This is a genomic window from Devosia sp. (genome assembly GCF_965229025.1).
GTDB lineage: Bacteria > Pseudomonadota > Alphaproteobacteria > Rhizobiales > Devosiaceae > Devosia_A.
In genome coordinates this window covers 294937-316887 of the sequence record NZ_OZ245853.1, presented here as the reverse complement: position 1 = coordinate 316887, position 21951 = coordinate 294937, and the positions used below count along the sequence as shown (strand labels likewise).

The following is a 21951-nucleotide window of genomic DNA, read 5'->3' as shown; positions in this document are numbered from 1 at the left end:
CACCAGCATGGAAACCGGACACGTCACCTTCGATCGCGTCACCAAGCAGTTCGACACCCTGCCGGTGATTGCCGAACCCTTCTCGCTCTCCATCGCCCGCAACGAGTTCATCGTCTTCCTCGGCCCCTCGGGCTGCGGCAAGACCACGCTCATGCGCATGATCGGCGGCCTCGATACGCCCTCCTCCGGCAATATCCGGCTCGGCGGCGAGATCGTCGAAGGCCCCGATTGGCGCCGCGGCATGGTCTCGCAATCCTATTCGTCCTTCCCCTGGCTCACCGTCGCCGAAAACGTCGCGTTCGGCATGCGTTACCGCAAGGACCTCTCCGCCGAGGACAAGCTGAAGCGCCGCGACCACTACCTGAAGCTGGTCGGGCTCGAAGAATTCGCCGATACCTTCCCAAACAAGGTCTCGGGTGGCATGCGCCAGCGCGTCGCCATTGCCCGCACCCTCGCGGCAGGCAGCGAAGTGCTGCTGATGGATGAGCCCTTTGGCGCGCTCGATGCGCTGCGCCGGGAGTCGCTCCAGGTCGAACTTCGCCGCCTGCAGCGTCAGGATGCCAAGACCATCGTCTTCGTCACCCACGATGTCGATGAGGCCGCCTTCCTTGCCGATCGTGTCGTGGTGTTTTCGAAGCGCCCCGCCCGCATCACTGCCATCGTCGATGTCACCACCCAGATCGGCCCCGAGCGCACTATCGCCCTGCGTGAATCTGCCGAGTTCTTCAAGTTGCGCACCCAGTTGCTGCAGGCCGTTCGCCTCAGCGGAGAGGTTGACGAGTGAGCCTGCCATTTGAAGGACAACAGGTTGTCGTCACCGGCGCCAGCCGTGGCATCGGCCGGGGCATCGCTGAGGCCTTCATCGCCGCCGGCGCCACTGTCCGCATTGTCGCCGACGATGCCAATGTCACCGAAACCGGCATCGCTATCGGCGCCGAAGCTCGCCTCGCCGACATTACCGATGCAGCGGCCGTCGCCGCGGCCCTCGCCGACCTCAGCCACATCGATGTGCTGGTCAACAATGCCGGCCTCGAACGGCTAACCCCGGTCGATGGCCCCTCGCCCGAAACCGAAACCACCTTCCGGCGCATCCTCGATATCAACGTCTCCGGAACCTTCATCGTCACCCGCGCCGCCCTGCCAAAGATGCAGGCCGGCGGCCGCATCATCAACACCGCCTCGGTCTGGAGCCGATCGGTTGAGCCGCTGTTCGCGGGCTATGTCTCCTCCAAGCATGCTGTCCTCGGCCTCACCAAGACGCTCGCCAAGGAACTCGGCCCGCGCGGCATCACCGTCAATGCGGTCTGCCCGGGTTGGGTCAAAACCGAAGCTTCGCTCCGCTCACTCAAGGCGATGAGCGAACGCAGCGGTCGCCCCGAACAGGACCTCCTCGACGAAATCGTCGCCACCCAGGCCCTTCCCGGCTTCATGGATCCCTCCGATATCGCCGGCCCCTACCTGTTCTTTGCCTCACCGTGGGCAAATAACGTCACCGCCCAGAGCCTCGGCGTTGATCGCGGCGAGGTGCCGTGGTGAGCGCGCTACTAGGCCAGAAGGCCATCGTCACCGGCGCCGGCAGCGGCATCGGCCGCGCCGCTGCGCTTGAGCTAATCCGCCAAGGCGCCGGCGTCATCGGCCTCGATCTCAATCCCGCCGATGGCCTTGATATCATCGTCACCGACGTCGCCGACGCCGAAAGTGTAACCGCCGGAGTTGCTGCTGCCGTCGCCCAACTCGGCGGTCTCGATATCGTCGTCAATGTCGCCGGTCTCATGCGCGAGAGTTCACTCCGCGAGTTCGATTTCGCCGCGTTCGACCGCATGGTCGCCGTGAACCTCACCGGCACCATCCGCGTCACCCAGTCGGCCCTGCCCCACCTCAAGCTAGGTAGCCGCATCATCAATGTGGCGTCCGAACTCGCCTTCCTCGGCCGCCAGCAGGCCTCGGGCTACGCCGCCACTAAAGGGGCCATCCTCACCCTGACCCGCTCCTGGGCTCGCGAACTGGCGCCAAATATCCTCGTCAACGCCGTGGCCCCCGGCCCCATCGACACCCCACTGCTCGGCTTTGGCGCCATGACCGAAGCCCAGCAGGCGCTGGAGATCGAAAATCCGCTCCGCCGCATCGGCAGGCCCGAAGAGGTCGCCGCGGTCATCGCCTTTCTCGCCTCCCCCGCCGCCAGTTTCATCACCGGCCAATGCTTTTCCGCCGATGGCGGCGCGGCAATGCACTGAACACGAAGGACTTTTCTCGATGGTCGATAGCGTTTTCATCTCGGAACTGAGTTCCGCCGAGTTCAAGGCCAAGGTCGCAGCCGGCGCCCCGGTGTTCCTGCCCCTAGGTGCTACCGAACAGCACGGCCCGCACCTGCCTCTCGGTGTCGACGTCGTGTTGCCCACCGGGGTCTGTGAGCGTGTCGCGCGCGAAGTGGGCGGCCTCGTCGCCCCCACCATCCCCTACGGCTACAAGTCCCAGCCGCGCTCCGGTGGCGGCGAAGCTTTCCCCGGCACCATCAGCCTTGACGCCAACACCTTCTCGCTCGTCATCCGCGATGTCATCCGCAGCCTCGGCCACCACGGCGTACGCCGTTTCGTCCTCGTCATCGGCCATTTCGAAAACACCTGGCCCTCCGTCGAAGGCCTCGACCTCGGCCTCCGCGAACTCCGCCGCGACGGCATCACCGATGTCACCGCCCTCCGCCTCGAATATTGGGATTTCGTCGATCGCTCCACCCTCGATCGCCTGTTCCCCGATGGCTTCCCAGGCACCGAGCTCGAACACGCAAGCCTTCTCGAAACCTCACTGATGCTCCTGCTCCGCCCCGAACTGGTCGACATGTCGAAAGTCCCGTCCGACGGCCCCGCAAAATTCCCCAACTACGACGTCACCCCCTTCCCCAAGGGCCTGGTCCCTGCCTCTGGCGTCCTCGCCGACGCCCGCGGCTCATCCGCCGAAAAGGGCCAGTGGCTGATGGACGATCACGTCCGCAAGATCGCCGCTGCCGTGAAAAAGGAGCTCGGCCTTTGAACCAGCACGCTCCCCATATCCGCTACGAGCCGATCGATGCCGCCCTGGTGCCGCGCTTTGCCGGCCTGCCCACCTTCATGCGCCTCCCCATGGTCACCGATTTCTCCAAGCTCGATATCGCGCTGGTCGGCGTGCCTTTCGATGGCGGCACCACCAACCGCGCCGGCACCCGCCACGGCCCGCGCGAAATCCGCAGCCAGTCGAGCATGATGCGGCGCGTCCACCACGTCACCAATACCGCCCCCTACGAGCTGGTCAGCGTCGCTGACGGCGGCGACAGCCCGGTCAACCCAATTGACCTCAAGGATGCGCTGGCAAAGATCGAGGGCTTCTTCGCCGAAATCCGCCAAGGCGGTGCGCTGCCCATCACCGCCGGCGGCGACCACCTCATCACCCTGCCGATCCTCCGTGCGCTCGGCAAAGGCCGTCCGCTTGGCCTCATCCATTTTGACGCCCATTCCGACACCAACGACCGCTATTTCGGTGACAACCCCTACACCCACGGCACGCCCTTCCGCCGCGCCGTCGAGGAAAGTCTGCTCGATCCGCACCGCGTCACCCAGATCGGCATCCGCGGCTCGATCTATGATCCGTCCGACTATGATTTCGCCAAAGCCACCGGCATCCGCATCATCTTCATCGAAGAACTGCTGTCCCGCGGCCCCGCCGATGTGATGGCCGAAGCCCGCGCCCGCGCTGGCGACCAGCCCACTTATGTCTCCTTCGACATCGACGTCCTAGACCCCTCCATGGCCCCCGGCACTGGCACCCCGGAAATCGGCGGCCTCTTCACCCGCGACGCCCAGGCCATGGTCCGCGCCCTCGCTGGCATCGACATCGTCGGCGCCGACGTCGTCGAAGTCTCCCCGCCCTTTGATGTCGGCGGCATGACGGCGCTCGCGGGCGCCACCATGATGTTCGAACTGCTCTGCGTCATAGCCGCCAATCGCGCGGCAGGGAGGCGCTGATGGCCCATGGCTACGAGTCCGGCCGCCTGAACCTGCCCTTTGTCGGCTTTTCCACCTTCGGCAAAAGCCCCATCGAGGAAAACTGGGACAACATCGACGCCGACGTCGCCGTGATCGGCGCGCCCTTCGATCTCGGCACGCAATGGCGCTCCGGCGCCCGCTTCGGACCCCGCGCCATCCGCGAAGCCTCGACGCTCTTCGCCTTCGGCCATTCCGGCGCCTATGACCACGAAGACGATTTCACCTATCTCGACGGCGTCCGCATCGTCGATATCGGCGACGCCGACATGGTCCACACCGACACCCTCACCAGCCATTCCAACATCGAACTTGGTGTGCGGAAAATACTCGCCGCCGGGGCCCTGCCCGTGATCCTCGGGGGCGATCACTCGATCAACATCCCCTGCATCAACGCCTATGCCGACGAAGCGCCGATCCACATCGTGCAGTTCGACGCCCATCTCGATTTCGTCGATGAGCGCCACGGTGTCCGCTACGGCCACGGCAACCCGATGCGCCGCGCCTCCGAAAAACCCTGGGTCACCGGCCTCACCCAGCTTGGCATCCGCAACGTCTCGTCTACCGCCCGCGAAGGCTACGAATACGCCCGCGCCCACGGCTCCGACATCCTCTCGGTCCGCCAGATCCGCAAGCTCGGCAACGAAGCCGTTCTCGCCCGCATTCCCGCCGGCCAGCGCTACTATGTCACCATCGATATCGATGGCTTCGATCCCTCGATCGCCCCCGGCACCGGCACCCCCAGTCACGGCGGCTTCAGCTATTACGAGGTGCTTGAACTGCTCGATGGCCTCGCCCAGCGCGGCACCATCGTCGGCATTGACCTGGTCGAAGTCTCCCGCGACCACGACCCCACCGCCGTCACCGCCATCCTCGCCGCCCAGATCCTGCTGAACCTCATCGGCCGCATCTACCGCTACGCGCCCGAACGCCGGAAAGCTGTCTGATAAAGCCCGCTAGGACGCGTCGAACGCCAGGAGCGCCGCACCAATCAGGCACGCCATCGGCCCCAGCGCCGCCGGAACGATCGGCGTGTGCTTGCTCGCCCCCAGCGCCTCGCGCACTGCAGCTGCCCTGGCCGGCGCCAGCAGCACCTCGCCCAGTTCCGCAACCCCGCCGCCCACCACGATCACATCGGCATCGATGAGGTTGTTGGCGCTGCCGATCACCGCCCCCAGCACCTCCGCCGCCTCGACGATCACCGCATTGGCCACCGCATCGCCTGCCGCAGCCAGCGCCGCAATCTCCCGCAACAACAGCGCGCGGCCAGTGCGGCGCTCATACTCATTCTGCATGCCCGTCCCGCTGGCATAAGCCTCGAGATGGTCCACCGCGCCACACGCACACACCCGTCCCTGCCGCAGCGGCGACAGATGATGGCCGATGCTCCCAGCGATCCCCGTCGCCCCGCGCACCACCACCCCGTCCCGCACGATCGCGCCGCCAATCCCGGTGCCCAGCGCCAGCACCAGCGCCGAGCGCTTGCCCCGCGCCGCACCAAGCCGCGATTCTGCCAGCCCCGCCGCTTGCACGTCATTGAGCACGCGGGTCGGCAGCCGCAGCACATCGGTCAGCCGGCGGCTCAATTCAGTGCCGGCCCACGCTGCAATATGGTCGGTTGCTGACGTGATCTCGCCGTTCTCGCCCACCACCCCCGCGGTTCCAACGCCGCACCGCCGCACTCCAGGTGCCGTGGCCAGCAGTTGCGCCGCGAGCGCCGCAACGGTCGCGATGATCGCCTCCGCGCCTTCCCGCGCCGGCGTCGGCGCCTGCCGCTGCGCCATGACGCTCCCACCGGCGGCCACCAGCCCGACAAGGATCTTGGTGCCCCCGATATCGACCGCAAGCACGGGCTCGCTCACTTCAGCGCGCCCGTTGCGATGCCGCCGATGAAGTAGCGCTGGAACACGAGGAAGATCACGAACGCCGGCAGCGTGAACAGCACGCACGCCGCCATCAGCGGCCCCCACTGCACACCATGCTGGCCGAGGAACGAGTAGAGCCCGATCGACAGCGTGTAGCTCTCCTCATCATTGAGGTAGATCAGCGGATAGAGGAAATCCGTCCACGCCCAGACGAACTGGAACACCGCCGAGGTGATGAGGGCGGGGCGGGCGATAGGAAGCACGATCGACCAGTAGATCCGCAACTCCGACGCCCCATCGACCTTTGCCGCCTCGATCAACTCGTCCGGCACGCTCAACAGGAACTGGCGGATGAGGAAGATGAAGAATGGCGTGCCGAGGAACGCCGGAATGATCAGCGGCAGGATGGTGCCCGTCGCGCCGATCTTGTTCCACATCATGTAGATCGGGATCAGCGTCACCTGCGGCGGCAGCATCATGGTCGCGAGCACCATGATGAACAGCAGGTTGCGGCCCCGCCAGCGCAGTTTCGCCAGCGAGTAGGCGACAAGTGGCGAGACCAGCACCGTGCCAAGCACGCTCAGCCCGGCGATGACGATGGTGTTCGCCAGAAACCGGAAGAACGGAATCTGCGTCAGCGCGTTGGCGAAATGCTCGAGTGTCCATGTCCGTGGCAGCAGCTCGGGCGGCGCCACGAAGATTTCGTCCGAGACTTTGAATGCGGTCGTCAGCATCACGACGAACGGAAACACGAACACCGCGGCGAGGATGATCACCAGCGCGTAGCGGTAGATCAGCATCAGCCGGCCGAACCGGCCGCCGACCGGCACGCGGTCGCCCGCAGCTGTGCCTTGGAGTTCAGCGGTTGTCATAGAACACCCACTTTTTGGCCGACCACAGGATCAGCAGGGTTATGCCGAGCGTCACGAACAGCAGCACCCAGGCCATGGCCGAGGCATAGCCCATCTTGAGGAAGGTGAAGCCGTTCTGGAACAGATAGATCGAGTAACTCAGCATCGAGTCACCCGGACCGGTGGCGGTCTGCGTGCCCAGCCCCGGATCCTTCGACAAGACGAACGGTTGGGTAAAGACCTGGAGGAACGCGATCAACAGCACGATGACCTGGAACAGGGTAACCGGCGAGATCATCGGCCAGGTGATATGCCAGAACCGGCGCAGCGGGCCGGCGCCGTCGAGTTCAGCCGCCTCATAGAGCTCCTGCGGCACGTTCTTCAGCGCCGCGAGGTAGATCAGCATCGTGCCGCCCACCGTCCACAGCATCAGGACGATCACTGAAATCCCGCCCCACGCGGAATCGAGCAGCCAGTTGGGCTGCGGAATATGGAACCAGCGCAGGATCTCGTTGACGAAGCCATATTGCGCGTTGAGCAGCCAGCGCCAGAGAAAGCCCGCAGCAACGGCGGGCACGATCGAGGGCAGGTAGACCAGCGCACGCCACAGCGGCTGGCCCTTCAGTTTCTGGTTGAGGATATGGGCGCCGAAGATCGATAGCGCGATGTCGATCGGCACGCCGACAAAGGTGAAGAAAAGCGTGTTGTAGAGGCTCTTCCAGAACTTGGCATCGTGAAGCATGCGCTCGTAATTGGCGAGCCCGACCCATTTGGGCGCCTTGAACAGGCTGAAATCGGTGAGGCTGTAATAGCCCGACGCAAGGATCGGCCACGCATAGAGCAGCACAAAGCCGATCAGGAATGGCGACGCGAAGGCCAGGCCCTTCAACAGGGCCCGGCCAGTCGGTTCGCGGAAGTTCGAACGCGCGTCGACCAAGGTCTTACTGCGTGTACGAGGAGGTACGGTCAGCAACGGCCTTGAGGGCATCCGCCGGAGTCTGCGAACCCTGCAGCACCGCGTCGAATGCTGACGCGAGGTCTGCATTGTATTCGGCCATGTAGAGCGCCGGTGGCAGGCCATGCGTATTGGGGCTCTTCAGCGCGTCGAGCCAGACTTTGAAGTTCGGCAGGTCGTCATAGGTCGCGCTTTCGGTGAGCGACAGGCGGCCGGGTAGGTTCGCCAGCACGTGGCTGAACTTTTCCATCGCCGGCGGGCTGATCAGGTACTTGAGGAACTCAGCAGCCGCTTCCTTGTTGGGCGAGTTGGTCGGGATGAAGATCGTCGACACGTCCACCCAGGTCGAACCCAGGAGTTCCGGGGTTTCGCCCGGCACCGGCACCACGCCCCAGTCCATACCGGCTTCGGTATTGAACTTCGAACGCCACTCGCCATCGAACACCATGGCAATCTTGCCCATCTTGAACGAGTCCTGGTCCGACATGTACGGGCCGAACCCTGCAACGAACTTGTTATAGGCCGCAGGGGTCACCGGCGCGACGACATTGTCATAGTAGAACTGCACGCCCTTGATGAAGTTCTCGTCCGTCGGCGTTGGCTTGCCATCGCGGTTCCAGTCGCCGCCAAAGGCATACCCGAGGGTCTTGAGTCCGGCCGACACGTCAGTCAGGCCAAGCCCGAGCTGGGTGACATTGCCCGAAGCATCGACCTTGGTCAGCTTCTTGATCGCGTCCGCAAGCTCGGCCATCGTCGTCGGCGGGGTGACGCCGGCTTCATCAAGCAGCTTCTTGTTGTAGATCAGCTGGAAATTGTGGGTGGCGATCGGCACCGAGTAGAGCTGGCCGTCGACCACCAGCTGCTGCATCACGCTCTCGGGAAAGTCCGCGGTGTCGATGTTGAAATCGTTCAGCGGCTGCAGGATGCCCTGGTTCGCCCACGAGGCAATGTTGCTCGCGAAATTGTCGGAAATGTCGAAAGCGCCCTTGCTGCTCGACATCGATGCCAGCTGCTTGGTCATGTCCGGGCTCGAGACGCCCTTGACCACAATCTTGTCCTGGCTGGCGTTGAAGTCTGCGACGATCTGCTCGAGCGCCTGCCCCTCGGCACCGCCCCACAGATACGAGAAGGTGATCTCGGTCTTGTCCTGGGCATAGGCGCCGAGAACTCCACTGAACATCATCACCGCGCCGAACGCGGTCGCCATTGCGGCACGCGCCGCCCGGCCATGAGCTTTCCGCTCCATCTGCAATCTCCCTTGGCTCAATGCCACAAATGGTGTAGCCCAATTTTTTAGAAGTCGTCAACACACCGTCGCAATTGGCGTGATATCGGCCAATTTGCGTAAATTGGAGTATACCATTGACTTGCCGCACAGGACCATTCCGTGCTGATATGCAAGCCAATGGGAGGATGCCGAATCATGAATGAGAGCATCGGAAGCGGCCGTGCGGCCGGTAAAGGCGCACAATTGCGGGCCTATCTGCTCGGCCTCATCGATGCCGAAATGAAGCCGCACGAAAAGCTCCCCACCGAGCGGGAACTGGCCGAAAGCTTCGGCGTCACCCGCCTCACCGTGCGCCGTGCGCTGGACCAGCTGGGCTATGAGGGCCGCGTCTATCGTACCCAGGGCGCCGGCACCTTCGTCTCCGAACCGCGCATCGCCAAGTCGGTGGAACTGACCTCGTTTACCCAGGATATGCGAGCCCGCGGGCTCGTGCCCGGCTCACTCGAAACCATCGTTGAAGAGATTGCCGCCGGTGCTGAAATCGGCGCCCGGCTCGCGCTCAGCCCGCGCGACCACGTCGCCCACATCTTCCGCGTCCGTACCGCCGATGGCGAACCGATGTGTATCGAGCACACCTACATTCCGGCCAAGCTCGCGCCTGGGCTGGCGCAGGTCAGCCTCGAAGGCTCGCTCTACAAGCTGCTCACCGAAAGCTATAATCTCAAGGTCGAAAAGGCCGAGCAGTCGATCCACGCCACCGTGCTGGATGCCCCCCTCGCCAAGCTCCTCGGCGTCCCCGAATTCTCACCTGCCTTCAAGGTGTCGCGCGTCGCCTTCGATGCCCGCAACCAGCGCATCGAATACGCGGAAAGCGTCTATCGCGCCGACCGCTACTCCTATGATTTCGTTATTTTCCGCACGACCAGAGACCAGTCCAATTGACGTCGCACCCGCGCGCTCTTTCCATTGCTTTCCTTCCGCTCGACGAACGCCCGGTCAATATCGGGCTGCCTGAGGGCGTTGCCGCAATTGCGGGTGCCGAACTGCTGCTGCCGCCCGACGCGCTCCTCCCCAAACTGCGGCAGCCCGGCGACGCCGACGCCCTCGGTCGTTGGTTTGAGCGCACCGCGGCCTCTGCAGATGCCGCCATCGTCTCGCTGGATATGCTTTGCTATGGCGGCCTGATCGCCGCCCGCACCACTCATGACACCACCCTCGCCGCGCTTGGCCGCCTCGATCTGCTGCGCCGTATCCACGCCGCCCACCCCCGCCTGCCGCTGGGCGCCGTGTCGCTGGTGATGCGCGCCTCCAATTCCTACAATCCGCAGGAAGAACCCGAGTACTGGGCCCAGCACGGCAAGGAACTCCACCATTTGGGTGCGCTCCACCACCGCGATTTCCTCGAATCCGCAAGCGCCACCCATTCCGGCAATAGCGACGAACTCGCCTCCCTCCGGAAGGCGTTGCCTGCCGAAATCGTTGCTGATTTCGAGCGCCGCCGCCTCCGCAACCACCACGTCAATCTCGAAGCCTTAGCCCTCGCGTCCACAGGTGCTATCGACCCCCTGCTGATCACCGCCGATGACACGGCCGAACACTCCGCCGGCTCGGTCGAGCAGCTCTGGCTCCGCCAGTGGAGCGCCGTCCTTCCGATTGGCGGCGAAGTGCTGATGTATCCCGGCGCCGATGAAGTCGCGGCCGTTCTCGTTGCCCGCCAACTGGGGCACCGCTTTGGCATCACCCCCACCTTCACCGTGGAATGCGCCGATCCCGAAGGCATGGCGCGCATCGCCAAATACGAAAACAGCCCCATGGACGAAGCCGTCGACCGGCAGATTCGCGCCAGCGGTTCGGTAGTTACTGACGATCGGTCCGCGATGGCGCTGGTGATCCATGCCCCCGACCCGAAACGACGCGACCATTGCGGCATGGTCATAAGCCGAACCGACCCCAGGCAACATGACGGTGGTGGAGCCGAGTATGACGACGCCGACTCTTCGGATGCCCGTAAGTCGGCCGATCTGATCCTTCGCCTGCTGGGGGAAGGTCGCCAGGTAGCGCTTGCAGACCTCAAATACTCCAACGGCGCCGATCCGCTTCTGGTCGAAGCGCTGGAGCGCGCCGGCGTGCTGATGCAACTCGTCGCCTATGGCGGCTGGAACACCGCAGGCAATGCGCTGGGCTCAGTGGTCGCCGCCGCCGCTGCGATGCAGATCGGCTCGCAGGCTGGCACACTCGATGCGGCTGCCGCCCAGCGCCTGTTGCTGCACCGGCTGATCGAGGACTACGGCTATCAGGCGCTTGCGCGCCGGCCGCTGAATTTTGGCGTCTATACGTTCCCCGACCGTGCTGAGGAGCAGGCTGCCGAAGCGGCCATGACCACCGCACTCACCGAAACGCTCCACCGCCTCTCCGGCCGCAACGACCTCGGCATCGCCGATGTCCGCTTCCCCTGGCACCGCAGCTTCGAGATCGATTTCACCATCACGGGCGACCTGTCATGACCAGTGCCCTGCTCAACCAGCTCCAGCGCAAGCTCATCGTCTCATCGCAGGCCATGAACCCCGCCAGCCCATTGCGGCACCCGGAAATCCTCGTTCTCCTTGCCGAGGCTGCCGAGCTTGGCGGCGCCGGCGGCTTTCGCGTCGACGGCGCCGATGTGGTGCGGCTGCTGCGCGGACGAACCAGCCTGCCGATCATCGGCATCGTCAAGGACAACCGCACCGGGTTTGACAACTACATCACCACATCCCTCACAGACGTCCATGACTTAGCCACAGCCGGAGCCGACATTATCGCCATCCAGGCGACCGACGGCACCCGCCCAGCCGACAGCTTTGCCGAACTCGCCGCCGCCGCCCATCGCGCCGGTAAACTGGTAATGGCCGACATCGCCACCTTCGAGGAAGCCATGCGCGCCGCCGCCGAAGGCGCCGACCTCATCGCCACCACCATGGTCGGCCACACCGCAGCCACCAACGGCCACACCCGGCCCCCGCTGGATCTCGTGCGCGTCCTGTCCCAAATGCCAACCCCCGTAGTGGTCGAAGGTGGCATCTGGACCCCCGAGCACGTCGCAGCCGCCTTCGCCCACGGCGCCCTCGCGGTCGTCTGCGGCTCGGCCATCACTGCTCCCGATATCATCACCAGCCGTCTGGTCGCCGCCATCCCCGCCTGACCCTCCGCGTCATCGCGACACTTTTGCTGGCGCGGCACAGGGCGTAGAAGGCAGGCGCGCCACTGCGCCCGGAAGCCCTGCCGTGTCCAACCCGCAAGACAACCGTATGCTCCCCACGGGGCGCCTGATCCCGCCCGACCTGGATGACGCCATGGTCACGGCGGTGGTCGAGAGCTTTTACGCCAAAGCGCGACAGGATGACGTCATCGGCCCGGTGTTCAATCGCATCATCGCGCCCGAAGCATGGCCCGCGCACCTGAAAACCATCGCCGATTTCTGGAGTTCCATGCTGCTGGGCACCGGCCGGTACGCTGGCCGCCCCATGCCAAAGCACATCGCCATTCCCGAACTCAGCGACGCCCATTTCGCCCGCTGGCTGGCCCTGTTCCGCGAAACGGTAGAAGACCTCTGCCCACCCGGCCCGGCAGCCCTGTTCATCGAGCGAGCTGAAGTCATCGGAAACAATTTCAGGGTGCGCATCGCGCAATACCGCGGCGAGGATATCTCGCTGATGAGGCCAATACGTGCCGCACCACCCGAAAGCTGGCGGCCGGACTGACGCCTCAGCTCGCGACCCGCTCCATCACCTGCTCGGTGAACTTGCCTTCGAGGATATCGCGATCGAATGGCTTCATCATGTAGTCGCTCACGCCTGCCTTCAGCGCCAGCGCGATCTGCCCGATGTCGTTCTCGGTGACCACATAGACCACCTTGGGCTTCTGCCCGCCGACATAGGCGCGCAGCAGCTTGAGGAACTCGAGTCCGCTCATCACCGGCATCTGCCAGTCGAGCAGGATCGCATCCGGCATCTCCTGGCGGCACTTGTCGAATGCCTCCTGCCCGTCCTCGGCCTCGTCGACGATATAGTCGAGATCTTCCAGAATCCGGCGCGCCACTTTGCGCACTACGCTGGAATCATCCACGACAAGGCAGGATTTCATGACGCGCTTCTCCGGCATTTGGGCGCAAGACTAGACGTCTCTTGCCCACTATCCCGCAAATCTCCCTACGAATGGTTAGCGAGACCTGAAAATTCCGCTCGCTCACACCCCCGGCCTCTCGCTCCCAACCAGTTTGCCTAACCACGCGCCACTGCCTCACTCCTCCGACGCAGCCATCGAAAAAACTCCAACAACATCAGTAGAGATAGGGGCCAGCCAAGCGCCCATCGCATGGCTGCCATGTTCCCAACGCGCTGGTTCACACCCCTCCCGCGCCCGACGCTTGCGGGCACCGACAAGCCCCGGAGGCGCAAATGCCTAGCCCAGATCCGCTCTTCGCCCCCGATTTCGAAGACTATGTCGACGACGGCAACCCGCCCCCGCAGCCCATTATCACCGGCACCAACGGCAACGACCGCCTCGTCGGGACCGCAGGCGAGGATCACATTGCGGGTGGCAACGGCAGTGATGTGCTCATCGGCAAGGCCGGTGACGATATCCTTGATGGCGGCGCCGGAAACGACACGCTCTATGGCGGCCTCGGCGACGACTGGCTCTCGGGAGGCGTCGGCAACGACACCTATTTCCTTGCCCACGACACCGGCGACCACGTCCTCGACATCGGCGGCATCGACACCATCCACGCCGGCGGCAGCTACAGCCTCGCTGCCCTGCCCGACATCGAAAGCCTCATCATCGAAGGCCATGGCCGACACAACGGCATTGGCAACGATGGCGACAACACGCTCTCGTTCTCACCGACCACCACTGGCGTCCTCGACGGCGGCGCCGGCAACGATCGGCTGATCGGCAATCCTGAAGGCAACGACATCCTCATCGGCGGGCTCGGCACCGACTACATGTTCGGCGGTCCGGACACTGATGAACCCTGGCTCGGCCAGCTCTCCGATCGGGACCGCTTCGATTTCAACAGCATCACCGAAAGCGTCGTCGGCAGCGGCCGGGACATCATCGACCAGTTCCACTCCGGCGATGACTGGATCAACCTCGGTCGCATCGACGCCGACACCACCCACTCCGGCAACCAGGACTTCACCCTCATCGACGGCGCCTTCACCGGCGTTGCCGGCCAGCTCCGCATCTTCACCGACCCAGACAACGCCTCCCAGTTGATCCTCGCCGGCGACGTCAACGGCGATGGTCTCGCCGATTTCGAAATCGGCTTCATCAACACCAACCGCATCGAGGCCAGCGACATCATCCTCTAGCGTGGTGCCGTCAGGGCACCTTGAACTCTTCCACCGCCTTGAGCTTGTCGATCCCGAGCAGCTTCAGAGCGAACTTCTCGTAGAACGTCTCCGGCTGGCCAGTCCTGATCTTGTGGAGGAAATACTTCTCAAAGCCGATCTTGGCCGTGTGCACCCACGCCCCCGATGCAGACCAGTTGACGTTGCGCGGTGGGATCTGCGGCTGGGCGATGAACGCCACCCCGCTATCGCCGAAATCCGCAAGGCACACCGCGTTCCACGTCGCCTGCGCCCGCGGCGCTTCTCCCGCAATCGCCAGCACGATATTGCGCGTCGTCGCCGTCACCATGGATTCAATCATGAACCCGGTCTTGGGCACCCCCACCGCCAGCGGTGTCTTGCCCATCGGCGGAATCGCCACGCACACCCCGATCCCGTAGACCTCCGGATAGGTCGGGTTGCGCTGGAACTTGTCGATGATCACGAAGCCGCGCGGGTTAGTCAGCCCCTCGATTCCCCGCACCGCCGCCACGCCCCTGAACGCCGGCAGCAGCATCGAGTACACGAACGGCAGCTCAAGGCTCTGCTTGACGCTCGCATCCTCGTTCACCTCGGTGACAAAGAGCTTGCCCGCCTCAACCTTGTCGACCCGCGTATTGGTCATCCACTTGATATGCCGCTCGCGGAGCTTGCTCTCGAGCAGCCCCTTGGTGTCCCCCACCCCATCAAGCCCCAGATGCCCGATATAAGGCTCGGGGGTAATGAACGTCATCGGCACCTTGTCGCGCATCTTCGCGTCGCGCAGTGCCTTTTCGAGGATGAACGCAAACTCATAGGCCGGCCCGTAGCACGACGCTCCCTGCACCGCCCCGATCACCACCGGCCCCGGTGCTGCCTTCAACTGCTCGAACGCCGCTTTGGCATCGAGCGCGTGATCGACGTGGCAGATCGATTGCGTGTACCCCGCCGGCCCCAGCCCCTCGATCTCGTCGAACGCCAGGTCCGGCCCGGTCGCGACCACCAGGTAGTCGTAGGAAAGCATCTCGCCGTCGCCGAGCTCCACCTTCCGCTCCGCCGGCAGCAGCCGCGCCGCGCCCTGCGGGTAGAACCCGATATTGTGGCTCGCCATCACCGGCGCCAGCTCGACCTCGATCTGCTTTTTCTCCCGCCAGCCCACCGCTATCCAGGGGTTCGACGGCACAAAGCTGTAGGTCGCGCCCTTGTTGATCACCGAAACCCGATGCTCGGGTCCCAGTTCCTTGCGCAGTTCATAGGCCATGATCGTTCCGCCGAGACCGGCGCCAAGTACGACAACGTGAGCCATGGGTTCTCCTCCCCTTTGTTTTTTAGCGGGCTCCGGTCTTGTTGCCGTTCCCCCGACAATGCCATTTTGCACCCCGTCTCACCGAGGCATCTTGATCTGGCTCAATTTATATACGTATATTCGATTATTCTAATATTTTTGCCATGCGATGTCCAGTGCTGTGCATGCGCCGGTCTTTCGCCAGACTTCAAGCAACGAACCGGGGCGAAGCACAAGCGGGCAGTTCGGGCTGGAATACCCCGGTCGTGGGGACGGTTACGCCGCCACAGCCACCGGCTTGGGCGTCGCCGAGAACACGAACACATCGTTCTCGATGCCGATCTTGATCTCCATGTCGGTCATACGCGCCAAAATCCCCGTATAGAACGGCTGGATCCCCCGCGCGTCGACGCCGCCTTCCGGTGCGCCAGACAGCAGCCCTTCGGCGCCCGACGGCATCAGCGTCTTCTGCCGCTTTTCCGGGTCGGATTTGGAGAGGAACGTGAACGACTCGGCGCCCGGCGCACCCTCCACCTTCACCGTCACCACGCCACCACGCGGCACCGCCATGGCTGCGATGAGCATCATGTTCATCATCAGCTTGGCCTTGTGCTTGGGCAAGAGGATCAGCGGCACCTGCCAGTCGAGCTCGGCCTTCTCGATCTCGAAATAAAGCCGCGCCACGCGCTCGCACTCGCGCGTGTCAAAATCCGTGCCCGCCGTGGAGGAAGCCCCATAAGCCAGCCGCGCAAACTCAAGCTTTGCTCGCGCCTGCTTCGCCGCATTGGCGATCAGTTCCTGCGCGCCCTCGGCCATCGCGGTCTGTGTCGGGTCGGCCAGAACCTCGAGCCCATTGCCGATCGCCCCTACCGGGTTGATCAGGTCGTGACACACCCGCGAACACAACATCGCGGCGAGGTCAGTCGCCTTGAGCTCGATAATATCCGACATTCGCTTTGGCTCCGCTGCAAGCTCGAATCAACCAGCGCACAATAGAGCATCGCGCCCGGGCGCTACAGGCGCTTGCCCGCTCTGCGCCGCCCGTCAGCTTCAGGCGAAGCTGTCGTCGCCGGTTTCGCCGGGGAACAGCGCCTTGAGGTCGAGAATGGCGATCAGCCGGTCCTCGTTGCGCACCAGACCAAGCACCGGGCCCGAGCCCGACCGGTCGCTGGCCTTGGGTGCCGGACGCAGGTCCTCGCCCTGGGCGAAAATGATGTCGGAAACAGTATCGACCAAGAGGCCAACGTCCTGGGTCTTCAGCGACACGACCAGCACGACCTGGCCGCCCTTTTCCTCGCCATAACCGCCATGTCCGCCAATCAACGTCGTCAGGTCATAGACCTGGACGATCGAGCCGCGGATATCGAGCACGCCCTTGGCGCCAAACGGCTGGTTCGGCAACTCGGTCACTGGCGACCAGCTGCGGATTTCACGCACCGCCATGATGTCGATGCCGAAGGCGCGCGGTCCGCAGGTAAAGGTCACGAACTGGCTCGGTGTCACCGGCCCCGTCGCAACCGGACGCGGCTCCTCATACGAGGTGTGCATTGCTGCGCTTTGCATTTTTGCCTGCTCCGGTCTCGGTTTCGTCTGCCCCTCCGCGCGGGGTCACCCTTCGCGGACTCGAATGCCTCCGACTTTCGTACTTATTGATGAATTCAAGATTAAGTGACGCGGCGCCCACAGCGAGATTTTTGCCCCGAGTCTTTTGCCCAATAGATAAAGGGCGCCCCAACCATCGGGCGCCCCTCCATATTGCCTCAGTCCATCGTCTCAGGTGATCGAGCCGACAATGCCTTCGAGCAGATAGTCCGTGCCCCACAGCGCCCCGTCATAAAGCCCGAGCGTGCCCTCGATCACCACCTTGCCGGTGTTGTCCTTCAGCGGGCCGACGAAGATCGGCGCCCCGCCCTTGGTCTCCTCGATCGCCTTGGTGGCAGCGGCGATCGCTGCTTCGCTGGCCCCGGCGCCGAAGGCGGTCGAGGCCACCATGTCCTTGTCGTAGCCGCCCTCGTTGACGTTCGGCAGCTTCTCGCCCGCCGCCAGCAATTTGGCGTAGTCGCTGTAGACCGTACCCCACTTGAGTTCGGCTCCGGTGATGAACCCCTTGGGCGCCAGCGATGCCTGGTCGGCATTATGCCCGCAGGTCTTGACCCCGCGGCCCTCGGCGGTCTCCACCACCACTTTAGGCGAATCCACGTGGCAGGCGATCACATCGCAGCCGGCGTCGATCAGGGCGTTGGTGGCCTCGGCCTCACGCACCGGCAGGCTCCACTCCCCGGTGATGATCAGCCGCACCTCGGCGTTCGGGTTGACCTTCTTCACGCCCACGAGGAAAGCGTTGACGTTGCGCAGCACCAGCGCAATCGGCTTGGCGGCGATGAAGCCGATCTTGTTCGATTTGGTCGACAGCCCTGCGGCTACGCCGTTCACATAGTGGCCCTGATCGAGATAGCAGAAGTAACCGCCCAGGTTGATCGGGTCGGTATCCTTGTTCCACAGCGAGGTCGGGTGCCGGAACTCGACGTCCGGATATTTCTTGGCCGCTTCCTTCATAAAGGGATCGAAATAGCCGAACGAGGTCGGGAACAGCAGCTTGGCGCCATCGAGCTGGATCATCGACTCCATCGACTTGGCGACGGCGTCGGTCTCGGGCACATTCTCTTCTTCCACCACGGTGACATCCGGCAGCGCCTTCAGCGCCGCGGCGCCCACCGCGTGTGATTGATTCCAGCCGAAATCGTCCTTCGGTCCGACATAGATCATGCCGATGGTCAGCGGTGTTGCCGCCTGCACCCTGAGGCCGCTGGCGAGCAGCAGGCTGCCGGCGGCCGCACTGCCGAGAAACCCGCGGCGGGTCATATTGAGAATGGACATGAGTTGCACCCCTTTGTGTCCTGGCCAGCGCCTGCCGGCCATGCGTTTTCGTTCTGGGAAATGCCGCAAAGCATTTCCCGGCTCGGCGGCGTGTCCCCACGCCGCCATTTCACTTGTCTTCGGATCGTCCCGGTCGCGGGCCCGTTGCCCCGCACCCGTTCGTCGGCAGACGGCCTCAGGCCTTCTGCTTTTCCCACTCGCTGACGCTGAGCGTCCGGATATCGAACTGCTCGCGTGAGCGAGAATATGTGTGGCCGCCCAGCCGCCCGATGGCATCCATCTTCATCTGGTCGATATGCATCGTCTCCGGGTCCACCGCATCCTCGCGGACGAACACCCCCAGAACCTCACCCAACACGATCTCGCGCGCCTTGCCCACTTCCAGCGTCATGTAACGCCGGCACTCCAGCGCCGCCGGCGCTTCCAGAATACGCGGGCTCCGTACATTGAGCCCCGGCACGGTCGTGAGCCCCGCCTCCGCCAGCTCGTCGACATCCGGCCCGAACTTGATGGCGCAAATCTCCATCTGCTGGACCAGCGCGTCATCGACAATGTGGACGGTGAACTCCTCGGTCTCGCGGATATTGCGCGAAGTGTCCTTCATCCGCATGTCGGCATAGTTCTCGATGCCAATGGCGACAATCGCAGGATCATGGGTTAGCACGTTGAAAAAGCTGAACGGACCGGCGTTGCGCTGTCCGTCCTTACTGAGCGTGGTGATGAACGCAATCGGCCGTGGGATCACCGTGCCGATCAGCAATTTGTAGCGCTCGCGCTCAGTCAGAGCGGCAAAGTCGAAATGCACATGGCTGCGGATCTGTGCCGTCATTTCGCCCGCACCGGTGCCTTCAGCGGTATGGCAGCGTCCTTGGCAGCAATCGCCCCCGCATAACGCGCCAGCACGTCACCCAGCGCCGGCGTCTCCGCCGGGGTTTCCTCGGCGATGGCACGGCGCTCCACCACTTCCATATGATGGTCCATAATGGCGACAGCCTGGCCCGCGTCACCTGCCCGCAGCGCCGCGATGATCTCGGCATGTTCGTTGACGCCGCCGTCATGCGCATGCGGCCGGCCATAGACCGCCAGGATGAGCGAGCAGCGCGTCACCAGCTCTTCCATGTAGCGCACGAGTACAGCGTTGCCGCTCAGCCGTGCCAGCGTGATGTGGAACTCGCCCGCGAGCCGCCCCCATACCGCCGGCAGGTCCCTTTCGCGCGCCGCGTCTTCTTCCCGCACCAACCCTTCGAGCTGGGCGCCGAAGGCCGGCTCCCAGCGTTTGATCACCAGCCGCACGACCTCGGCCTCGAGCGCCCGGCGCACCTCGAATACGTCGCGCGCCTCGGTGAGCGAAGGCTGGGCTACAGTGGCCGTTCGCTTCGGCCGTGCATCGACCAGCCCCTCAGCCTGCAGCCTCCCCAGCACCGCGCGCACCAGCGTGCGGCTCATGCCAAAATGCGCACCAATCTCGTCCTCAGGCAGCTTGGTGCCCGGCTGAAGCGCCTGCTCCAGGATTGCCCGCTTCAGGGCTTCATGTGCGATCTCGATGCGTGGCGACGGACGGCTCATCGGGTCCTCGATCTGATGGTTTCAATTCATGCATACAAGATTAGCCACCGCAAGTATGCGGGATGGAGGCCAACGCGTTACTCGCGTGCCCGCTAACGCCATATATTCACTAGCATTTCTTTGAATGAAACAGGTCTGAACAGCCGAAATGCAATTTTCGCATACCGGATATGCGGATTTTGGCATCCATGATTTCTCCATCATGTATACGATTTAGGTATCCATATTGGAGGGGCGAATGCCGAGCCGAACCGTCATCCTCAAACTCAACCAGCAGCAGTTGGAGCTACTCGACCGCACCATCGCCAATGGGGCTGCCGCCGATCGCGAGGCGCTCGTCCGCCTGGCGCTGCGCGAATATGCGGAGCGGCACAAATGAGAGTCGAGCTCAATTCCTTCATCCTTGAGCCCGGCACCGGCAAAGCCATCGAACTCCTCGCCGGGCAGATCCTTCGCATCGAGCAGGTTGAGGGCGGCCAGTGCGTCGATTTCAACGCCTTCAACCTTCACGACTACAAGGAATTCATGCATTGCGGCCGCACCCGCACGGTGCACGGCTTCAATCCCACTGAAGGCACCTTTCTATGGAGCCAGCCTCCACGTGAGCGCGCCCTGCTCTACATTCTGAAGGATACGGTCAAGCGCAACGACGTGCTGTTCCCGCGCTGCTCGGCCTACCTCTATGAAAGCGCCTACGGCTTTCACGATCACACCAATTGTCACGACATCCAGTCAGAGGCGCAGCGCGAGTACGGGCTGACGCCCGATGACGTCCACGACAGCTTCAATTTCTTCATGAACACCGAAATCGGCACCGACGGCAAAGCCACCATCACCCGCCAGTCGAGCCGGGCGGGCGACTTTGTAGACCTGCTGGCGCTCACCGACGTGCTGGCGATTCCCAACGTCTGCGGGGCCGATGTCATGCGGACCTCGAATTTCTCGCTGAAGCCGATCCGGGTGACGATTTTCGAGTCAGATGCTGACGATCTTTCCAAAGTGCCGCCGACACCAATCCTGAAAAGCCAGCGTACCCCCAAGGATTTTCGCCAGTCCGTCATCAAGGCCGACCGGGAACTCTATCGCGACCCCGCCTATGTGCCGGCCTTCACCAACGTCCCAATCCGCACCGAGGAGATCTCCATCACCCTCACCGATGCCGAGGCAGCCCTCTTCGACAGCGTCCGCCTGCCGCTCTACGGCGACGATGATGGGGCCGCACTGCGCGACCTGATCTTTACCTGGTGGGAAGAACGCTACCTGGCCGGAAACGCAGGCGCTCCGGCTGTCGGACGCCAGGAAGCCTCAGGGGGTTAGTGCGGCGGCGCAGTTTCGCCGTCCTTGGGAGCATCCACTGCTCCCGCCGGGTCGCCTACTGCGTCCGCGACGCTTTGCTCTTCGCCCGTAAGGCCGGTTTCGAGCGTCACCCAGTTATTGCTCGCCTGCCGCACCGAGGCCGCCTCGCTCTGGAGGAACGCATCACGGTTGGCCACTGAATAAAAGAAGTAGAGCTTCATGCCCCGGATCAGGAACAGCCGCGGCTTGCCGTCCGACAGGTACCCGCGCGACAGGCTGGTCACGCAGTGCCCACCATATTGCGGCGCATAGATCTCGGGGTTGCGGATGAAGATATCGCGGTTCGCCGCTGACACGAAATACCACGGCACCCCCTGCCACTGATATTCGAAATCCGGCAGGCCGGGTTGTGGGTTCCCGTCGATGAAGTAGGTCACCGGGTCATAGCCCTCGATGGCGATGCCGCTGATCGGATCTGTCACCACGGTCTCGACCAGCGCCGCCGCCCGCGCCGCCACCGGCAGCGTGCAAAGCGCCAGGCCGAAGGCAATCGCAGCCGTTATGGTTAAGATTTGTTTACGCTTTTGCCGCATCATTGCCGCCTTGAGGGTCTAGATCTGAGTCCTGTCAGCTAGGGCCCGATGCTCGAACTTACCGCGTTAGGGTAAGG

Annotated in this window: 25 protein-coding genes; 13 read left to right on the top strand and 12 right to left on the bottom strand. The window is 63.7% G+C overall.

Annotated features, from left to right (window positions below):
* Positions 1–7 precede the first annotated feature (7 nt).
* The 6 genes from ACO06J_RS01585 (at position 8) to speB (ACO06J_RS01560) (ending at position 4960) form a co-directional block, all read left to right on the top strand.
* Positions 8–784: an ABC transporter ATP-binding protein gene (locus tag ACO06J_RS01585; protein ID WP_421758948.1), complete on the top strand. Its 777-nt coding sequence runs from the start codon at positions 8–10 to the stop codon at positions 782–784.
* On the top strand, positions 781–1536 hold the full coding sequence (locus tag ACO06J_RS01580; protein ID WP_421758947.1) for an SDR family NAD(P)-dependent oxidoreductase: 756 nt from the start codon (positions 781–783) through the stop codon (positions 1534–1536). Before ACO06J_RS01585 ends, ACO06J_RS01580 begins: the two co-directional genes overlap by 4 nt.
* Positions 1533–2234 (top strand): SDR family NAD(P)-dependent oxidoreductase, encoded by a 702-nt coding sequence (locus ACO06J_RS01575; RefSeq protein WP_421758946.1) that lies wholly within the window; start codon positions 1533–1535, stop codon positions 2232–2234. Before ACO06J_RS01580 ends, ACO06J_RS01575 begins: the two co-directional genes overlap by 4 nt.
* A gap of 19 nt (positions 2235–2253) precedes the next feature.
* Entirely contained in the window at positions 2254–3027 is a 774-nt protein-coding gene (locus ACO06J_RS01570) for a creatininase (protein WP_421758945.1), read from the top strand.
* 77 nt (positions 3028–3104) lie between these two features.
* Positions 3105–3995 (top strand): agmatinase, encoded by an 891-nt coding sequence (gene speB, locus ACO06J_RS01565; RefSeq protein WP_421762423.1) that lies wholly within the window; start codon positions 3105–3107, stop codon positions 3993–3995.
* Positions 3992–4960 (top strand): agmatinase, encoded by a 969-nt coding sequence (gene speB / locus ACO06J_RS01560; RefSeq protein WP_421762422.1) that lies wholly within the window; start codon positions 3992–3994, stop codon positions 4958–4960. Before speB (ACO06J_RS01565) ends, speB (ACO06J_RS01560) begins: the two co-directional genes overlap by 4 nt.
* Positions 4961–4969: 9 nt before the next feature.
* Here speB (ACO06J_RS01560) and ACO06J_RS01555 read toward each other — a convergent pair whose 3' ends face one another.
* Genes ACO06J_RS01555 through ACO06J_RS01540 form a run of 4 tightly spaced genes read right to left on the bottom strand, consistent with a single transcriptional unit; the run spans position 4970 to position 8930 of the window.
* Complete coding sequence (locus ACO06J_RS01555) at positions 4970–5875, bottom strand: ROK family protein (protein WP_421758944.1); 906 nt, start codon at positions 5873–5875, stop codon at positions 4970–4972.
* On the bottom strand, positions 5872–6750 hold the full coding sequence (locus ACO06J_RS01550; protein WP_421758943.1) for a carbohydrate ABC transporter permease: 879 nt from the start codon (positions 6748–6750) through the stop codon (positions 5872–5874). The genes ACO06J_RS01555 and ACO06J_RS01550 overlap by 4 nt, the downstream gene beginning before the upstream one ends.
* A complete protein-coding gene (locus ACO06J_RS01545; RefSeq protein ID WP_421758942.1) occupies positions 6737–7666 on the bottom strand; it encodes a carbohydrate ABC transporter permease in 930 nt (309 codons plus the stop codon). The genes ACO06J_RS01550 and ACO06J_RS01545 overlap by 14 nt, the downstream gene beginning before the upstream one ends.
* 4 nt (positions 7667–7670) lie before the next feature.
* Positions 7671–8930, bottom strand: a complete 1260-nt coding sequence (locus ACO06J_RS01540) for an ABC transporter substrate-binding protein (RefSeq protein WP_421758941.1) — start codon at positions 8928–8930, stop codon at positions 7671–7673.
* Between the two features lie 177 nt (positions 8931–9107).
* On the opposite strand from ACO06J_RS01540, the gene ACO06J_RS01535 reads away from it, so the two are divergent.
* From ACO06J_RS01535 to ACO06J_RS01520, 4 genes are all read left to right on the top strand, one after another.
* Positions 9108–9854 carry a GntR family transcriptional regulator gene (locus ACO06J_RS01535; protein ID WP_421758940.1) on the top strand — a complete coding sequence of 249 codons (747 nt, stop codon included), beginning with the start codon at positions 9108–9110 and terminating at the stop codon, positions 9852–9854.
* On the top strand, positions 9851–11416 hold the full coding sequence (locus tag ACO06J_RS01530; protein WP_421758939.1) for a DUF4127 family protein: 1566 nt from the start codon (positions 9851–9853) through the stop codon (positions 11414–11416). The genes ACO06J_RS01535 and ACO06J_RS01530 overlap by 4 nt, the downstream gene beginning before the upstream one ends.
* On the top strand, positions 11413–12090 hold the full coding sequence (locus ACO06J_RS01525; RefSeq protein ID WP_421758938.1) for an N-acetylmannosamine-6-phosphate 2-epimerase: 678 nt from the start codon (positions 11413–11415) through the stop codon (positions 12088–12090). Before ACO06J_RS01530 ends, ACO06J_RS01525 begins: the two co-directional genes overlap by 4 nt.
* Before the next feature lie 82 nt (positions 12091–12172).
* On the top strand, positions 12173–12649 hold the full coding sequence (locus tag ACO06J_RS01520) for a group III truncated hemoglobin (RefSeq protein WP_421758937.1): 477 nt from the start codon (positions 12173–12175) through the stop codon (positions 12647–12649).
* A 4-nt stretch (positions 12650–12653) separates the two neighbouring features.
* On the opposite strand, the gene ACO06J_RS01515 is transcribed toward ACO06J_RS01520, so the two are convergent.
* Positions 12654–13031, bottom strand: coding sequence for a response regulator (locus ACO06J_RS01515; RefSeq protein ID WP_421758936.1), 378 nt, complete (start codon positions 13029–13031; stop codon positions 12654–12656).
* 314 nt (positions 13032–13345) lie between these two features.
* Here ACO06J_RS01515 and ACO06J_RS01510 point away from each other — a divergent pair, with 314 nt between their 5' ends.
* Positions 13346–14260, top strand: coding sequence for a calcium-binding protein (locus ACO06J_RS01510; protein ID WP_421758935.1), 915 nt, complete (start codon positions 13346–13348; stop codon positions 14258–14260).
* Between the two features lie 10 nt (positions 14261–14270).
* Here ACO06J_RS01510 and ACO06J_RS01505 read toward each other — a convergent pair whose 3' ends face one another.
* The 6 genes from ACO06J_RS01505 to ACO06J_RS01480 form a co-directional block, all read right to left on the bottom strand.
* Positions 14271–15563 (bottom strand): NAD(P)/FAD-dependent oxidoreductase, encoded by a 1293-nt coding sequence (locus ACO06J_RS01505; protein ID WP_421758934.1) that lies wholly within the window; start codon positions 15561–15563, stop codon positions 14271–14273.
* 255 nt (positions 15564–15818) lie between these two features.
* The gene (gene chpT, locus ACO06J_RS01500) at positions 15819–16493 is read right to left on the bottom strand and encodes a histidine phosphotransferase ChpT (protein WP_421758933.1); all 675 of its coding nucleotides are present in this window, start codon (positions 16491–16493) and stop codon (positions 15819–15821) included.
* Positions 16494–16592: 99 nt separating this feature from the next.
* Entirely contained in the window at positions 16593–17105 is a 513-nt protein-coding gene (locus ACO06J_RS01495) for a chemotaxis protein CheW (protein WP_421758932.1), read from the bottom strand.
* Positions 17106–17315: 210 nt separating this feature from the next.
* Complete coding sequence (locus tag ACO06J_RS01490) at positions 17316–18419, bottom strand: BMP family ABC transporter substrate-binding protein (protein ID WP_421758931.1); 1104 nt, start codon at positions 18417–18419, stop codon at positions 17316–17318.
* 175 nt (positions 18420–18594) lie between these two features.
* A complete protein-coding gene (locus tag ACO06J_RS01485) occupies positions 18595–19248 on the bottom strand; it encodes a flavin reductase family protein (RefSeq protein ID WP_421758930.1) in 654 nt (217 codons plus the stop codon).
* On the bottom strand, positions 19245–19985 hold the full coding sequence (locus tag ACO06J_RS01480; protein WP_421758929.1) for a GntR family transcriptional regulator: 741 nt from the start codon (positions 19983–19985) through the stop codon (positions 19245–19247). The genes ACO06J_RS01485 and ACO06J_RS01480 overlap by 4 nt, the downstream gene beginning before the upstream one ends.
* A gap of 238 nt (positions 19986–20223) precedes the next feature.
* Between ACO06J_RS01480 and ACO06J_RS01475 the strand changes: the two genes are divergently transcribed.
* Both ACO06J_RS01475 and ACO06J_RS01470 read left to right on the top strand, forming a co-directional pair.
* Positions 20224–20364, top strand: coding sequence for a hypothetical protein (locus ACO06J_RS01475; RefSeq protein ID WP_421758928.1), 141 nt, complete (start codon positions 20224–20226; stop codon positions 20362–20364).
* Positions 20361–21302, top strand: coding sequence for a DUF1989 domain-containing protein (locus ACO06J_RS01470; RefSeq protein ID WP_421758927.1), 942 nt, complete (start codon positions 20361–20363; stop codon positions 21300–21302). The genes ACO06J_RS01475 and ACO06J_RS01470 overlap by 4 nt, the downstream gene beginning before the upstream one ends.
* On the opposite strand, the gene ACO06J_RS01465 is transcribed toward ACO06J_RS01470, so the two are convergent.
* Positions 21299–21874 carry a YHS domain-containing (seleno)protein gene (locus ACO06J_RS01465; protein ID WP_421758926.1) on the bottom strand — a complete coding sequence of 192 codons (576 nt, stop codon included), beginning with the start codon at positions 21872–21874 and terminating at the stop codon, positions 21299–21301. The two genes, ACO06J_RS01470 and ACO06J_RS01465, sit on opposite strands and share 4 nt — an antisense overlap.
* Positions 21875–21951: the final 77 nt, after the last annotated feature.

Excerpts from the sequence above, each read along its gene's own strand:
- ACO06J_RS01585 (WP_421758948.1), top strand. The coding sequence starts at position 8 with ATGGAAACCGGACACGTCACCTTCGATCGCGTCACCAAGCAGTTCGAC.
- ACO06J_RS01570 (WP_421758945.1), top strand. The coding sequence starts at position 2,254 with ATGGTCGATAGCGTTTTCATCTCGGAACTGAGTTCCGCCGAGTTCAAG.
- speB (WP_421762423.1), top strand. The coding sequence starts at position 3,105 with ATGCGCCTCCCCATGGTCACCGATTTCTCCAAGCTCGATATCGCGCTG.
- ACO06J_RS01550 (WP_421758943.1), bottom strand. The coding sequence starts at position 6,750 with ATGACAACCGCTGAACTCCAAGGCACAGCTGCGGGCGACCGCGTGCCG.
- ACO06J_RS01540 (WP_421758941.1), bottom strand. The coding sequence starts at position 8,930 with ATGGAGCGGAAAGCTCATGGCCGGGCGGCGCGTGCCGCAATGGCGACC.
- ACO06J_RS01535 (WP_421758940.1), top strand. The coding sequence starts at position 9,108 with ATGAATGAGAGCATCGGAAGCGGCCGTGCGGCCGGTAAAGGCGCACAA.
- ACO06J_RS01525 (WP_421758938.1), top strand. The coding sequence starts at position 11,413 with ATGACCAGTGCCCTGCTCAACCAGCTCCAGCGCAAGCTCATCGTCTCA.
- ACO06J_RS01515 (WP_421758936.1), bottom strand. The coding sequence starts at position 13,031 with ATGAAATCCTGCCTTGTCGTGGATGATTCCAGCGTAGTGCGCAAAGTG.
- ACO06J_RS01510 (WP_421758935.1), top strand. The coding sequence starts at position 13,346 with ATGCCTAGCCCAGATCCGCTCTTCGCCCCCGATTTCGAAGACTATGTC.
- ACO06J_RS01505 (WP_421758934.1), bottom strand. The coding sequence starts at position 15,563 with ATGGCTCACGTTGTCGTACTTGGCGCCGGTCTCGGCGGAACGATCATG.
- chpT (WP_421758933.1), bottom strand. The coding sequence starts at position 16,493 with ATGTCGGATATTATCGAGCTCAAGGCGACTGACCTCGCCGCGATGTTG.
- ACO06J_RS01495 (WP_421758932.1), bottom strand. The coding sequence starts at position 17,105 with ATGCAAAGCGCAGCAATGCACACCTCGTATGAGGAGCCGCGTCCGGTT.
- ACO06J_RS01490 (WP_421758931.1), bottom strand. The coding sequence starts at position 18,419 with ATGTCCATTCTCAATATGACCCGCCGCGGGTTTCTCGGCAGTGCGGCC.
- ACO06J_RS01485 (WP_421758930.1), bottom strand. The coding sequence starts at position 19,248 with ATGACGGCACAGATCCGCAGCCATGTGCATTTCGACTTTGCCGCTCTG.
- ACO06J_RS01480 (WP_421758929.1), bottom strand. The coding sequence starts at position 19,985 with ATGAGCCGTCCGTCGCCACGCATCGAGATCGCACATGAAGCCCTGAAG.
- ACO06J_RS01475 (WP_421758928.1), top strand. The coding sequence starts at position 20,224 with ATGCCGAGCCGAACCGTCATCCTCAAACTCAACCAGCAGCAGTTGGAG.
- ACO06J_RS01470 (WP_421758927.1), top strand. The coding sequence starts at position 20,361 with ATGAGAGTCGAGCTCAATTCCTTCATCCTTGAGCCCGGCACCGGCAAA.
- ACO06J_RS01465 (WP_421758926.1), bottom strand. The coding sequence starts at position 21,874 with ATGCGGCAAAAGCGTAAACAAATCTTAACCATAACGGCTGCGATTGCC.